Raw genomic sequence first — 14598 nt, forward strand, 5'->3', positions numbered from 1 at the left:
GAATATAAGCATTATAAAAGGATGAAATCTGTTTGTTTGCTTGTTTTTTGAACGAATTAGCTCCAGTTGAGCTGGTTCGTACCGAGTTTTTTAGTTTCTCGCAACATCTTTCCAAGACGATTAAGAACGTATTCTGGCGTGTCGGATTCTCTGAATGAAGTCGATACTGCAGTCAGCGTGATCATGATACTTTGATCACGGAACTTAAATGGTAGTTGGCCGATGTCGCGTTGGATGCTTTTCATCAACTCCAGCGTGTATTCTTCCGATTGTTCTGGAATCAGTAAGATGAATTCTTCGCCACCGAAACGAGCAACAGTCTCTAATTCTGACGCCCGTTTGCTAATGGTACGAGCAATGATATTCAACGCTTTGTCTCCGGCCGTATAGCCGTAGCTGTCATTCACCGTCTTGAAGTTATCAACATCAAACATCACCAGACGCAGATTTCTCTGAGAGCGAATCCAGCGACGATATTCCAGTTCCAGGCGGTCGTTAAACGCAGCGCGGTTATAGACCTTAGTCAGTGGATCAAGCAACATACGCTGCGTTTGGTCTTCGAGACGACGGCGATAGTCTTGAGTGGTCTCAAAGACCTCTTCCAGTTGATTTTTACTGTAACTCATTCGCTCTTGCAGGGCCTGTTCTCGTGACTCGAACATCTGTAAACGCTCGGTCAATGAGGCCATTTGCGCAAGTAGCGGTGACATCTCTTTTTTGAGTTCGGATAAGTCCTGAGCCTGAGTCAACGAGCGTTGGCTCCGCTCAACCAAAGTATTCATTTCAGCATTCAGATCTTGGCGATGCTCAAAGTAAGTTTGATGTTGTTCTGCGTTTTGATGAATGGTTTTTACGTTACTTGCAATCGCTGTGTTTAACTGTTCGAGGAACTTACTTGATGCTTCTCGCTCGGATTTCGTCGCTTCAACAACGAGTTTTAGCGTGGTTAATGTCAGCTCAATCAATGACTCTGCATTAACTCCCAAGAGTAGCTTGGTTCTGATATCGAGCAGTTTTTCTCCGAATTCACCGACAAAATCTAATTCAGTAATCGTGTACTGTAAGTCGCTAGCCAGGAAGTCTAGTTGAGATTTGTCTGGATGATTGTCGAATCCTGTGAGATGTAAGCGGGAATTCGCAGTGATGATCTTTAGCGCACGCTCGTATATGCTGAGCAGTTTGGTAGCTTGGGCCACGGTTGTTTCCGAATGAACTTCAGAAAAACTTATCAGATCTCGTAACTCACGCTTGAGTTGGGCTGGTAATCCGGTCACACGCTGTAATGTTTCACCACTGCGTCTGACTTGTTCGCACAAGTGTTCACTCTGTTTTTCCGATGTTTTAGCCTGCTGTTTGAGCATTCTCTCCAGCACCGCTAAACGCGGGATCAAAGCACTAATGTCAGTTTGATGTTGCAGCTCTTGCTGAATTTCATACAGATAGTTGGATAATTGAGAATCACATCCATAACAAGCTGCGGACAATGATGCCACAACGCGTTTGAGGATTTGTTGTTCACGCTTAAATTTCAGAGAGCTATCACGGTGAGTCAGCTTGAGCTGGTCAAGTTGACAACTTAGCTGATGAAGCTGAGCCTGAATATCGGATTCCAAGATTCCCATGAAACGACTGTGTTTAAATCCATATAAGATTGACGATCACCTGATAATAACAAAAAACCTTATAGCGTCATCTGTTATTAATTCTAAGTGCCAGTTAATTACCCATTTTTTAATATTTTCTTGATGTCATCCTCATTCTTATATGAAGAGTGAATCTTGATTAGTCCTTGATTGATGGCGTGTTGGCATGCCTTTCTTATATCACCCGTTGCAAAGCTGGCCGCTGGCGCATTATCTATCGCTTTCAGGAATACCCAGTGGCTTTGCTTATCTTTCAGACTGATTTCACGCGCGATATGAGTTGCAAGCAGTAACAGATCCAGTAACTCTGCATCATTTATTGCCGTGTACGCTCGTGGTAAAAACGGGTAATCACTGATACCCATACGAACTGTACGACTAACATTGTGCTGTCTCGCGAACTCATCTACCCAGGTTTGGAACTTATCAAACATTAATTCCGCTGATGAATCTCGATCTGCGTTTGGCTCGATATAAAGCAAATTTGCGTCAGAGAAATGATACAAACGGGCTGGCTTCTGGACTTTTTCTGCTAGGAATTCGCCAAAGGCCCGCTCTAACTCTAGCCCGGCTTTATAGCCGTTCTGAACATACATACTGCGTAGGAAAGGCAGGTCAATCATCACAAAGCGCAAACGGTCATTAAGCGGTTCGTGGATTAACTCGCCCAATTGCCATTGTTCGAAAGTATCGCTCGATTTCTTCAATGATCGTGACAGCTTCACATTAAGCATACGCAAGTTGTTCAATCGCGAGCGAGAGTGGGTAAATAAATCATTGCGTAACTTGTCGATTTGGTTGGCTTGACGTTGAATGATTACGCCACGGCGCATGATGAACAGAAACATGATCAATACGGTGATGAACAGTGCAAAGGAAATCTTCTGGAACTTACGATGCTCCAGTTCCACTTGAGCCAGGCGATCGGTCAATCCCACATAGTGAATCGTTTGTTCAGCAAACTCTTTTTGTTGGCGGAAAGCATCTTCACTGATTTGGTTTAACTGGATCTGCTCCAGTTTCACCAGGCGGGTATATTGCTTATGTGCCTCCAGAGAGAGTTGATATTCACCCGCCAGTTCGTAGCCAAGTCCGAGATAAAGGTAAGATTGTTGCTTGATGAAATTGTTTTTTTCTGGCGATGATTCGATGAACGTGAGTGCTTTTGTCGCATTTTCAATCACGCTCGTACTGTCGTTCTGGTGATAAGCAAGGCCTGATTGAAGCAGGGCTGCCTTCGCTTTTAATTCTGGAAGGTCAGCATATTCCAATAGTTCGGTCGAGCTATCTAAGTATTGCTCGGCAAGAGCGTAGTTGAAAAGCTGCAGATAAGTTGCGGCAAGGCTCAAGCGAATCTGGATCATGCGATTAATGCTTTTACTTGTGCTCTCGTGATCCAACACGTTGAAGTAGTGGACCAGAGCGAGATTAAATTTGCCTTGATAAAAGTAAACGTCGCCCATTTGCTCAAGTACGTCAGCTAAGATTGGTGAGTTTGGATAAGCATCGTAAAAATCCGCAGCCTGCGATAAGTACTCCATGGCTTTGTCGTATACACGTCGCTCTTGGAACAGTCTTGCCAGCAGACGATTTACTTTTGCCAGTCTGGTTCCACTGTCACTTTCAATCGACTGCCAGTAACCGTATAAAAGCTCTGAAAGTGCCAGGTTGTACTTTTTATCGTTAAGGTAAAACTCGCCGACTGTGGTGTAGTAATCGATCAGTGCTAAGTCAGAGCGATTTTTTTCCAGCATTTCCTTCGCTTGTGTATAAAAGCGTTCTGCGCTTACCGTATCACCGCGATAAGATTCTAATAATGCACGTTGCATGACCAATCGATATCGGATGCTGTCCATTCGTTGCAATACGGCATCAGCTTGGTTCAGTTCTTGTTCAATTTGATTAAGATTTTCTTCTGCCGCTGCGTAGTTTTTATTGCCCATCCATATCATCTGGTTACGAATAAGCTTTACATCCAAATTCAGGTAAGGCAGCTCGAATTTTTGGGCTAATAGCTGGGCTTCATTGAGGTTTTTAATCGCTGAGCTTACATCGCCCATCGCGTAGTTCGCTTGGGCAATGATTTTATAGGCTTCTATGGTACTGCTGGGTGTGCGAATACTGCGGTCGGTTTCTTCACGAGACATTGCAGAAGGGCTATCGCTTTCATTTCGCTCTATTAGCTCTCTCTGCATCAGGTAGTTTGTCGCAGCTTGCCTCGCTTTCGAAGGGTCGATTTCAGCCAGTTGTTGGGCTTCATTGAGCAAAGCGGAAGATAAAATGGTCGCGTGAAGCGGCTGTGCTAGTAACAAGCAGAAAAAGCCCAACAATCTGGATAGACGCGATCTGTCCCAAAACATCCTTTCGTTCCCTCGAACTGGTTTAGATTTAGCTGATTATTCCCAAGTCACCTTGAGATGTTTGGGTATAGTATCATGCTTGGCCAATAAAAAGTTCAGCAATCCAATAGATTGCTGAACCTATACAGGCTAATTGACTACTCGTTTATTGACGAGCCATACGATGGTTATGAGATGGCTTATCTTGCTCTGTCGAACGGTATGGGTTGATGTCCAAACCGCCACGGCGTGTGTAACGAGCAAACACAGTTAGCTTGTTTGGTTGGCAATATTTCATCAGGTCGGTGAAAATACGCTCCACACACTGTTCATGGAACTCGTTGTGTTCACGGAATGAAACCAGATAACGCAGCAGTTTCTCTCGGTCAATCTTAGCACCTTTATAGCGGATTTCGACGCTGCCCCAGTCTGGCTGGTTGGTGATCAAACAGTTTGATTTTAGCAAGTGGCTGTGAAGTGTCTCTTCAACTTGCTCTTCACCAGCGGCACCTTCAAGAAGCGTTGCATCAAAGTCGTAACTGTTGATTTCAATATCTTGATCGTCAATACACTCGCCTTCCATCGTGACGATAGGCTGGTTGGTGTAATGTGATACTGGGTTTACTTCTACCGAAACTTGTTCACCAGCACATGCTGAAAGGTCTTGTGTTAAACGCTCTGCCACTTCTTCCCAGTTAGTAAAACGGGTTTGGTTGTAACTGTTCAGGTACAGCTTAAATGACTTCGATTCAATCAGGTTTGCACTGGTTGCCGGAATGTACACTTCTCCAACGGCAACTTGTGGTAGGCCTTTGACATTCAGCCACGACAGTTCATATAACGTCCAAATGTCATGGCCCATGAACGGCAGGGTTTCACCCAGTTCAAGGTCATCGCGGTTCAGGCTACGAGGAACCGGCTGCAGCAGACTTGCGTCGTATTGGTTAGCGTACTCGGTCTTTTTGCCCAGAGTCAGGCCTGCAAGCTCTTTAGCGTCAGAATATTTGCTCATACTTTGTGGTCATTTTCGATTAGAATGACAAGAATTTTACTGAATCCGCTGATTAATTGCTATCCGGCAAACATTACAATCTAACAAACCTGCTATCTGACAAATAAGGAATGAGGAGACCTTCATGACCCACACCGTTACTCAGGCGCTACAAGACTTCAGCCTGCGCTACCAACAAGCTTGGCAAAATAAGCATAACGAATTGCCTTGCAGCGAAGAGCTGGCAGATCTTGTTTCTCCTTGTGTTGAAGAGAAACGTGATGGGGTGGTGTTATGGAAAGCTTTCCCACGTGAAGACATGGCGGATTTTACTAACGTAGAGAACGCTATTGAGTTGACGTTACACGATGACATTAAGGCTTTCTATGGTTCGCAATACAGTGCAGATATGGAAGGCACCTGGAAGGGTAATGCACTGACATTGCTACAGGTATGGAGCGACGACGATTTCGAACGTCTGCAGGAAAACATTCTTGGTCATCTGGTGACTCAGCGTCGTCTTAAGCTAAAACCGACGGTATTTATTGCCGTGACCGACGCAGAGCTGGATGTGATCTCGATTTGTAACTTGACGGGTAACGTGATTCTTGAACGTCTGGGGACGTCTCAGCGTGATGTGCTTGCAGATAATGTGAGTGAGTTTCTGACCAACCTAGAGGCAGCGGTGTAAGCATGTACGTTGTTGAGTTACAGTTTGAATGCTTTGATAACACCACAGTCAGCGCGGTAGATAAGGCCATCAATGGTTTGATGGATGCGCTCCGCTATAACGGGCAGGTGCTTGGTCGTGAATTTCCTATTGTGATGGGAGATGGCGAGTTCTTTGTTCGTGTGGTTTGCCCTGAGCAAGACAGTTTGCATCCGCGTTACCATTCTGATTTTGTCAAAGTGTGCATGAATCGGCTGTCGGATGCGTCTTTACTCGCTCCAAAAATGCGCATGCTTGGCCGTGACCTGAACTCGGAGCAAGCGGCAGAGGATGAAGCACCAAGCTGGCAAGTGCTGTATACGACTTATGTGCATACCTGTTCACCTCTGCGCAGTGGTGAAACTTTGTTGCCAATCCCTCTGTACCGCAACGAACCAACGCTAAACGGTGACCACAAAGCGGTCATTAAGTGGCAAACAGAATGGCAAGCGTGCGATGAAATCCAAATGGCGGGCGGATGCCGAGCTGAGCATGCGGCCCTGCATGAAATCTGTGACGTTGACAGCGTGCTGTTCCGTCGAGGCTGGGATTTACGTGGCCGTATTGAATACATCACTAAAATCCCGACTTACTACTACCAGTATCGTGTGGGCGGTCAGTCTCTTGAGAGTGAAAAAGCGCGTAAGTGTCCAAAGTGTGGAGGGGAGTGGCTACTGGACGAACCATTGCATGACATCTTCTACTTTAAGTGCGATGACTGCCGAATTGTCTCGAATATTTCCTGGGACCATCTTAAGTAAGGATTTTGTTTAACTTGCTGACTTTTGTTTAACTTGCTGAATAGTAAAAGGGCTGATGTTTTCACATCAGCCCTTTTGTTGGTGCGTACTTTCAGCAGAGTTGGATTACCAACCTTTTACTACGCCGCCTTTGAATAGCTCTTTCGCTGCTTCGTAAACTTCTTCAGTTTGGTAAGCTTTTACGAAGTTTTGTACATTTTCAGCGTTAACGTTATTTTCACGCGCTACGATTAGGTTTACGTATGGAGACTCTTTGTCTTCAACAAATACACCGTCACGCTCTGGAGACAGATCGATAGAGCTTGCGTATGTTGTGTTGATGATAGACAGCGTTACGTCATCCAGTGAACGAGGAAGTTGTGGTGCTTCAAGCTCAATGATTTCGATGTTTTTAGGGTTGCCAACGACGTCACGTACTGTTGCAAGCAGACCAACACCTTCACGTAGCTCAATCAAACCTTGTTGTTGTAGAAGAAGCAGTGAACGACCTAGGTTAGTTGGATCGTTTGGTACCGCGATACGTGCGCCATCTTGGATTTCGTCAACAGATTTAATTTGTTTTGAGTAACCAGCAATTGGGTAAACGAACGTGTTACCAGCGATAGCCAGTTTGTAGCCACGGTCTTGGATTTGCTGATCCAGGTATGGTTTGTGTTGGAATGCGTTTGCATCAACAGAACCGTCGTCTAGTGCTGCGTTTGGTGTTACGTAATCAGTAAAAGTAACCAGCTCAACATCTAGGTTGTATTTCTCTTTTGCGATTTTTGCTGCAACTTCAGCAACTTGTGCTTCAGCACCAGCGATAACGCCGACTTTTACTTTGCTTACATCCACTTCTTTTTCACCACAACCAGTAAGTGCTAGCGCAGAAGCAGCTGTTACGACAGTCAAAAGACCTTTAAGGCTAAATTTCATCTGTATCTCCTTATAATTTATTGCTTATCTGTGATCTACACGGCGTACCACTGCGTCGCCGATAGATTGAATAATTTGTACTAGAACAATCAGCATAACCACGGTTACAGCCATGATGGTCACATCGTAGCGGTGAAAACCGTATCGAATCGCAACGTCACCAAGGCCACCACCACCAACCGTACCTGCCATTGCTGAGTAGCTTACTAGCGTCACTAGTGTAATCGTTACTGAGTTAACAATAGTCGGCATTGCCTCAGGTAGCAGAACTTTTGTGATGATTTGTACAGGTGTTGCACCCATTGACTGCGCCGCTTCCACCAGACCTGTTGGTACTTCAAGCAAGGCACCTTCGATTAGGCGCGCTACAAAAGGGATTGCGCCAATGGTAAGCGGTACGATTGCTGCGGTTGTGCCGATAAAGGTACCAACCAGCATTTTTGTTACCGGGATAATCGCAACCATTAGCACCAGGAAAGGTACTGAACGGCCAACGTTAACAATGGCACCGAGAATGCTGTTGAGCTTAGTATTCTCTAACAGACCACCTTTCTTGGTTGTGTGCAAAATGACACCTAATGGGATACCGATGGCGAAGCCAACAATGCCGGCAACCGCTACCATGTATAAGGTTTCCCAAGTTGCACCCAGAAGAAGAGAGCTATTTAGGCTCAGCCATTCAGATACAGTATTAAAGGACATAGCCAAGTACCTCTACTTTCACGTTGTGCTCACGCAGGTATTCGATGGCTGCGTTATCGTCTTCTTCATTACCAAACAGTTCTGCGACCATCATGCCGAACTTTACACCGCCAGCGTAGTCAAGATCAGAACTCAGGATGCTCACATCAATATTGTATATACGTGAAATGTGAGACATTAACGGTGCGTCAACAGTCGCGCCAGTGAATTCCATTCGAATCAGTGGGTAGCTGCCTTCAACGCGATTTGATTGAAGTCGAACTTGGTAATCTTCTGGAATCGAAAGATCCAGCGTCGAACGAATAAATTCGTGCGCAAGCTCAGTTTTAGGGTGAGCGAAAATCTCACCAACTGTGCCTTTCTCAACCAGTTCACCACCGCCAATGATAGCCACTTCATGACAGATGCTTTTCACCACTTCCATTTCATGAGTGATCAGCAAAATAGTAATGTCGAGCTTGCGGTTGATCTTTTTTAATAGTTCAAGAATCGATTGAGTTGTTGCAGGATCCAGAGCGCTGGTGGCTTCATCACACAGCAGAACGCTTGGATCGGACGCCAGTGCACGGGCAATTGCCACACGTTGCTTTTGACCACCGCTCAGGTTCGCAGGGTAGCTTTCGTGTTTGTCTTCCAGGCCGACTAATTTAAGCAGTTCGGTTACTTTTGCACTGATGTGCGATTTATCTTTACCTGCAAGTTCAAGAGGTAGTGCGACGTTATCGAAAACGGTACGAGACGACAGCAGGTTAAAGTGCTGGAAGATCATGCCGATGTTACGACGTGTTTCTACCAATTGTGATTTGCTTAGTTTAGTCAGGTCAACGCCATCTACGATGATGGAGCCAGAAGTCGGTGCTTCTAGCATGTTCACACAGCGGATCAGAGTACTTTTACCAGCACCCGAAGAGCCGATCACCCCAAAGATGGTGCCCTTGGCGATATGTAGGTTAATGTCTTTCAGGGCAAGGATTTCTTTATTGCCTTGGTAGAACACTTTATTGACGTTTTTTATTTCTATCATGTTTCAACCTGCATAGAGATATGGGGAACTTCGTTGTCAAAAACGGCTTTTGACAGAACTTAATGTTGAGCTCTATCTCAATTTACAGTTGATGCTATGGGGTAACTTGATTTAAGTCAATAGATATTTTTACGTCTAGACGTCTAAATGTGCAAACGTTCTGATATGAGAAAGAGGTGGTTTTTATCCCGTGTTATCTGATAACCGGGTGAGACCTCCTAATTTCAACGATTCTTATCCAACAGCTCGGCGCATTTGTGGGAGTGTCAACCTAAATAGATAGTGTTGAAGCTTATAAGGTATGTAATAATCTGCTTAAACCGAGTTAATAGAGAAATACGTTTTGGCAAAACCAGCTGTTTTTATCGATCGTGATGGCGTAATTAACGTTGATCATGGTTACGTTCACGACGAACATGATTTTGAGTACATTGACGGTGTGTTTGAGGCGACGAAAGCGCTGAAGGACCAGGGGTACTTATTGGTGCTCGTCACTAACCAGTCAGGTATCGCGCGTGGTAAATTCAGTGAAGACCGTTTCTTGTCCCTGACTCAGTGGATGGACTGGAACTTCGTTGACCACGGCGTTGAGTTCGATGGCTTTTATTACTGCCCACATCACCCTGAACATGGTATCGGTGAATACAAACAAGATTGTGATTGCCGCAAGCCAAAACCGGGCATGTTCATTTCTGCACGCGACTTCTTGAAGATCGACATGGAAAAGTCTGTGATGGTTGGCGATAAAGCGGAAGACATGTTGGCAGCAGAAGCCGCTGGAGTAGGAACTAAGATTCTAGTGCGTACTGGCAAACCTATCACTGAGCAAGGTGAAGCACTAGCGACAGTCGTGCTGGATAGCATTGCTGACGTCCCTGCATATTTAAAGAAGTAACATCATAGCCAAATTTTAAAGGGAAGCGCTTGCTTCCCTTTTCTATGTTTGCTGTTAAAGTTCAATAACCTAAATTACTGTTCACTTTAGTTTGTCACCTATGAGCAAAAAACTCACCATTCTTGATATCGCAAAATTGGCTGGCGTTGGCAAGTCGACGGTTAGCCGTGTGCTCACTAACGATCCGAAAGTAAAGCCAGAAACGCGTGAGAAGGTTGAAAATATCATTCGTGATTCAGGCTATGTACCTTCCAAGTCTGCTCAGTCGATGCGGGGTGGCAGTCAAAAGGTGGTGGGCGTGATCATTTCTCGTTTGGATTCTCCATCAGAAAACCAAGCCGTGGGCACTATGCTTAAAGAGTTATATTCTGCTGGGTATGACGTAGTGATCATGGAGAGCCAGTTTGATCGTGTAAAAACCATTGATCACTTGGAAGTGCTAAGACGGCGTAATGTCGATGGCGTTATTGTGTTTGGTTTTACCGGGTGTGATGAACAAGCACTCGCGGAGTGGGGCAATCGCATTGTGGTCATTGCCATGGACACGAGTGACGTGTCCTCAATTAATTACGATAACCAGGGTGTGATTGATATGGCTCTGTCCCATTTAGAGCAACAATCGCTTTCTCGAATTGCGTATATTGGCGTGGACTCTGACGACAGAACAACGGGATTCGCGCGTTTGAATGCTTACCAGTTGTGGTGCCAGAGCAGAAATATCTCGCCTTGCTTTAAGACCGGAGCGCTTAGCCATGAGAGTGCTTATCAGTTGGTCGATCACGTATTACAAGAGGACACCCAAGCCATTGTGTGTGCCAGTGACACGCTCGCGCTGGGCGTCATCAAGCGCTTACAAGAATTAGGCCGCGAAGATGTCGTCGTAACTGGCGTTGGTGGCAATGAACTTCTCTCTTTTCTCTTCCCAAAAGTATTCAGTGTTGATCCCGGTTATGCCCATGCTGGTAAAAAAGCCGCTAACATGCTGATTAACCAGTTGAATGGCAACCATTCTTTACTGCACTTCACCCAGAAACCTGTCAGCCACTAGTGATAAAACCATATGCCATAGTCGCATAATGGGTGTCCTGCCCTAGACTTAGTTTGTGATCCTTTTCAATTAATGGGACTGTTCCCATTTTGTTTTTTATCTTCAGGTGGCAATATAAAACCACTTCGTGGGAATGTTCCCATTAATAATAAATACAATGAAAAGTTAAACATATCCAATACAGGGTGGACAAAGTTATGAGTAAGATTGCGCGTAAAGATGTACAGCGTCTTATTGAGTTGGTCGGAGGCTCTGACAACATTGCTAGTGTGAGCCACTGCTTAACTCGTTTACGTTTTGTACTGAATAAGACTGAGCAGGCCGATATTAAGCAGTTAGAAGCACTGCCAATAGTAAAAGGCTGTTTTACTAACGCAGGTCAATTCCAAGTCGTCATCGGCACTGAAGTCGATGAAGTTTATAAGGTATTGATCGAGATGACGGGGAAAAGCGAAGCCAGCAAAGACGAGTCAAAAAATGCGGCGCGTCAGAACATGAATATCGTTGAGCGTGGCATCTCTCACCTTGCAGAAATCTTTGTTCCTCTGTTACCAGCCATCATCACTGGTGGTCTGATCCTTGGTTTCCGTAACGTGATTGGCGACATCAAGATGTTTGATGGTCAGACATTGACTGAAATCAGTCAGTTCTGGGCGACAGTGCATTCGTTCTTATGGCTGATTGGCGAAGCAATATTCTTCTTCCTGCCAGTTGGCGTATGTTGGTCAACGGTCAAAAAACTTGGTGGTACGCCGATTCTCGGTATCACGCTGGGTGTAACGCTGGTCTCTCCACAATTAATGAACGCTTATTTGATCGGTAAGCAAGCGCCGGAAGTATGGGACTTCGGTTGGTTTGTGATTGAGAAAGTGGGTTACCAGGCGCAGGTGATTCCTGCAATGCTCGCGGGTGTGGTTCTGGCGTACATTGAGAAATACCTAAAACGCATCACCCCATCTTACCTGTATCTGGTCATCGTGCCGTTTGTCTCCATCATTGTCTCTGTGATTCTCGCGCACTCTATAATCGGCCCATTTGGCCGCATGTTAGGTAATGGTGTGGCATTCGCAGCCAAGGCCGCTATGACGGGTGATTTTGCGGTAATTGGCTCAACGATTTTCGGTTTCCTTTACGCGCCACTAGTTATCACAGGTATACATCACACCACTAACGCAGTGGATCTCCAACTCATGCAAGAGCTTGGTGGCACGCCAATTTGGCCTTTGATTGCACTGTCAAACATTGCTCAGGCATCAGCGGTTATCGGCATCATTATTATTAGTAAGAAGCAAGACGAGCGAGAAATCTCCGTTCCGGCTGCAATCTCTGCTTATCTGGGCGTTACTGAACCGGCGATGTACGGTATCAACCTGAAATACAAGTTCCCAATGCTGAGTGCAATGATAGGCAGTGCATGTGCGGCGGCTGTGTGTGGCAGTGCTGGCGTGATGGCGAACGGTATCGGTGTGGGTGGTTTGCCTGGCATCTTATCTATCCAGCCTCAGTTCTGGGGTGTGTTTGCCTTGGCAATGTTAGTGGCGATAGTGGTACCTGCTGGATTGACGCTGATTCTTTATAAACGTGCAAAAGCCAAAGGCGAGCTTGAGACGGCAAGCGCGTAATGGGCTTAACGAAGCGATGGTCAAAAAATCATTGCTTCGTTTCTCTAAACTTTAAAACTGTCATTTCAGAGTCGAGGAACGAGATGTCTGGAGTCTCGCATTTAAAGATTCCCTGCTATACCCCTTCGTTGCTCTTAAGAATGACCAGTATTTGGCCATGATTGTCATGGCGACCTTTTTTGAATTTAATGGTAAGTGAGTGTTAGAAATGGCTATGACCAAGCAAGATGAGAGCTGGTGGAAAACCGCAACGATCTACCAAATTTACCCGAAAAGTTTTTGCGATAGTGGCAGCAAAGGCACCGGAGATATTAACGGGATCATTTCTAAACTGGATTATTTGAAGCACCTTGGTGTGGATGCGATTTGGTTAACGCCGGTCTACCAGTCGCCAATGATCGACAACGGTTACGATATCTCTGATTATTATTCTATCAATCCAGACTTTGGCACCATGGAAGACTTTGATTCTTTGCTGGTGGAGGCTCACCAGCTTGGTATCCGAATCATCATGGACATTGTCGTCAACCATACCTCAACTGAGCACAAATGGTTCCAGTCAGCATTGGGCGACAAAAACAGCCCTTATCGTGACTACTACATCTGGAAAGATCCTGTAAACGGGGCTGAGCCAAACAACTGGCAGTCTAAGTTTGGCGGTAACGCATGGGAACTGGATGAAGCCACTGGTCAGTACTACTTACACCTGTTTGCGAAAGAACAAGCGGACTTAAACTGGGAGAATCCGGTCGTTCGCGAAGAAGTTAAAGACGTGATCAGCTTTTGGGCAGAGAAAGGCGTGGACGGATTCCGTCTGGATGTCATTAACCTGATTTCCAAACAGCAAGATTTTCCGAGCGATGATATTGGCGATGGTCGTCGTTTTTATACCGATGGCCCACGGGTGCATGAGTACCTGCAAGAGATAAGTAACGCGGTATTTCAAAAATACGGCAGTGTGACCGTAGGAGAGATGTCTTCGACCACTCTTGAGCACTGTCAGCAATATTCGTCTTTAGATGGCAAAGAGCTTTCTATGGTGTTTAACTTCCACCACTTAAAAGTCGATTACCCCAATGGTGAAAAGTGGACCAAAGCACCGTTTGATTTTCTTCAGCTCAAACAGATCTTCAATCATTGGCAAACCGGTTTGAATGGTAAAGGTTGGGGCGCATTGTTTTGGTGTAATCATGATCAGCCACGAGTCGTGAGCCGACTAGGTGATGATCAACAATACCGTGTGGAGTCGGCTAAGATGTTGGCAGCATCGGTTCACATGATGCAGGGCACGCCTTATGTTTATCAAGGTGAAGAGATCGGCATGACTAATCCGGGTTATACGGAGATCAGTCAGTATCGTGATGTGGAGAGTACTAACATGTACGACATCATGGTGAATCGTGATGGGGTGACGCATCAGGAAATGATGGCTATTCTGGCTCAGAAATCACGAGATAATTCCCGTACACCGATGCAGTGGAACAGCCAAACTCATGCTGGCTTTACCGAGGGAACACCGTGGTTAGAGGTGGCGCAGAACTATCCTGAGATCAATGCGGAGTCTGCAGTAGCGGATTTAAATTCCGTGTTTTACTTCTACAAGCGTTTGATTGAGCTGCGCAAACAGATCCCGGTAATCACCGACGGCAGCTATGAGGACTTGCTTCCGGAACATTCTCGTATATTTGCTTACGCTCGCCAGAATGAAACGCAGACGCTTTTGTGTATCAATAACTACTATGGTGAGGACGTGGAATGTGTGTTCCCAGAACACTTTGAGATGACGAAAGCGAAGTGTTTGCTGTCCAATTACCAGAATTCGGCCAGTTCAGTGGCCTCTCGTCATCAAACACTGCGCCCGTATGAAACGCGAATTTTGTTGATCGAAGAGTAACTTAACCTCTCATTTACGATGTCATCCCCACTAAAGGCTTTGGAATGCTCCCCAA

12 protein-coding genes are annotated in these 14598 nt (G+C 45.6%); 6 read left to right on the forward strand and 6 right to left on the reverse strand.

Annotation, left to right across the window (positions count from 1 at the left end):
- Nucleotides 1-56: 56 nt before the first annotated feature.
- The 3 genes from WJM94_RS09830 to queF all read right to left on the reverse strand — a co-directional run bounded on the left by WJM94_RS09830 (nucleotide 57) and on the right by queF (nucleotide 4994).
- On the reverse strand, nucleotides 57-1622 hold the full coding sequence (locus WJM94_RS09830; protein ID WP_444494067.1) for a diguanylate cyclase: 1566 nt from the start codon (nucleotides 1620-1622) through the stop codon (nucleotides 57-59).
- Between the two features lie 98 nt (nucleotides 1623-1720).
- A complete protein-coding gene (locus tag WJM94_RS09835) occupies nucleotides 1721-4003 on the reverse strand; it encodes a tetratricopeptide repeat protein (protein WP_444494068.1) in 2283 nt (760 codons plus the stop codon).
- 145 nt (nucleotides 4004-4148) lie between these two features.
- Nucleotides 4149-4994 carry an NADPH-dependent 7-cyano-7-deazaguanine reductase QueF gene (gene queF / locus WJM94_RS09840; protein WP_444494069.1) on the reverse strand — a complete coding sequence of 282 codons (846 nt, stop codon included), beginning with the start codon at nucleotides 4992-4994 and terminating at the stop codon, nucleotides 4149-4151.
- A 124-nt stretch (nucleotides 4995-5118) separates the two neighbouring features.
- On the opposite strand from queF, the gene syd reads away from it, so the two are divergent.
- Together syd and WJM94_RS09850 are read left to right on the forward strand one after the other, a co-directional pair.
- Nucleotides 5119-5664 (forward strand): SecY-interacting protein, encoded by a 546-nt coding sequence (gene syd / locus WJM94_RS09845; RefSeq protein WP_444494070.1) that lies wholly within the window; start codon nucleotides 5119-5121, stop codon nucleotides 5662-5664.
- 2 nt (nucleotides 5665-5666) lie between these two features.
- Nucleotides 5667-6443, forward strand: coding sequence for a Zn-ribbon-containing protein (locus WJM94_RS09850; RefSeq protein WP_444494071.1), 777 nt, complete (start codon nucleotides 5667-5669; stop codon nucleotides 6441-6443).
- Between the two features lie 105 nt (nucleotides 6444-6548).
- Here WJM94_RS09850 and WJM94_RS09855 read toward each other — a convergent pair whose 3' ends face one another.
- The 3 genes from WJM94_RS09855 to metN are packed head-to-tail and all read right to left on the reverse strand — an operon-like array spanning nucleotide 6549 to nucleotide 9084.
- Nucleotides 6549-7358, reverse strand: a complete 810-nt coding sequence (locus WJM94_RS09855) for a MetQ/NlpA family lipoprotein (protein WP_444494072.1) — start codon at nucleotides 7356-7358, stop codon at nucleotides 6549-6551.
- Nucleotides 7359-7382: 24 nt separating this feature from the next.
- Nucleotides 7383-8060, reverse strand: coding sequence for a methionine ABC transporter permease (locus WJM94_RS09860; protein ID WP_444494073.1), 678 nt, complete (start codon nucleotides 8058-8060; stop codon nucleotides 7383-7385).
- Nucleotides 8050-9084 (reverse strand): methionine ABC transporter ATP-binding protein MetN, encoded by a 1035-nt coding sequence (gene metN / locus WJM94_RS09865; RefSeq protein ID WP_444494074.1) that lies wholly within the window; start codon nucleotides 9082-9084, stop codon nucleotides 8050-8052. The genes WJM94_RS09860 and metN overlap by 11 nt, the downstream gene beginning before the upstream one ends.
- Before the next feature lie 343 nt (nucleotides 9085-9427).
- Here metN and gmhB point away from each other — a divergent pair, with 343 nt between their 5' ends.
- From gmhB to treC, 4 genes are all read left to right on the forward strand, one after another.
- Nucleotides 9428-9979 (forward strand): D-glycero-beta-D-manno-heptose 1,7-bisphosphate 7-phosphatase, encoded by a 552-nt coding sequence (gmhB, locus tag WJM94_RS09870; protein WP_444494075.1) that lies wholly within the window; start codon nucleotides 9428-9430, stop codon nucleotides 9977-9979.
- Nucleotides 9980-10079: 100 nt separating this feature from the next.
- Nucleotides 10080-11027, forward strand: a complete 948-nt coding sequence (gene treR, locus WJM94_RS09875) for a trehalose operon repressor TreR (protein WP_444494076.1) — start codon at nucleotides 10080-10082, stop codon at nucleotides 11025-11027.
- A 197-nt stretch (nucleotides 11028-11224) separates the two neighbouring features.
- Nucleotides 11225-12649, forward strand: coding sequence for a PTS trehalose transporter subunit IIBC (treB, locus tag WJM94_RS09880; RefSeq protein WP_444494077.1), 1425 nt, complete (start codon nucleotides 11225-11227; stop codon nucleotides 12647-12649).
- 208 nt (nucleotides 12650-12857) lie between these two features.
- Complete coding sequence (gene treC, locus WJM94_RS09885; protein WP_444494078.1) at nucleotides 12858-14543, forward strand: alpha,alpha-phosphotrehalase; 1686 nt, start codon at nucleotides 12858-12860, stop codon at nucleotides 14541-14543.
- Nucleotides 14544-14598 lie beyond the last annotated feature (55 nt).

It is taken from the genome of Vibrio sp. YIC-376 (genome assembly GCF_052353105.1).
Classification (GTDB): Bacteria; Pseudomonadota; Gammaproteobacteria; order Enterobacterales; family Vibrionaceae; genus Vibrio.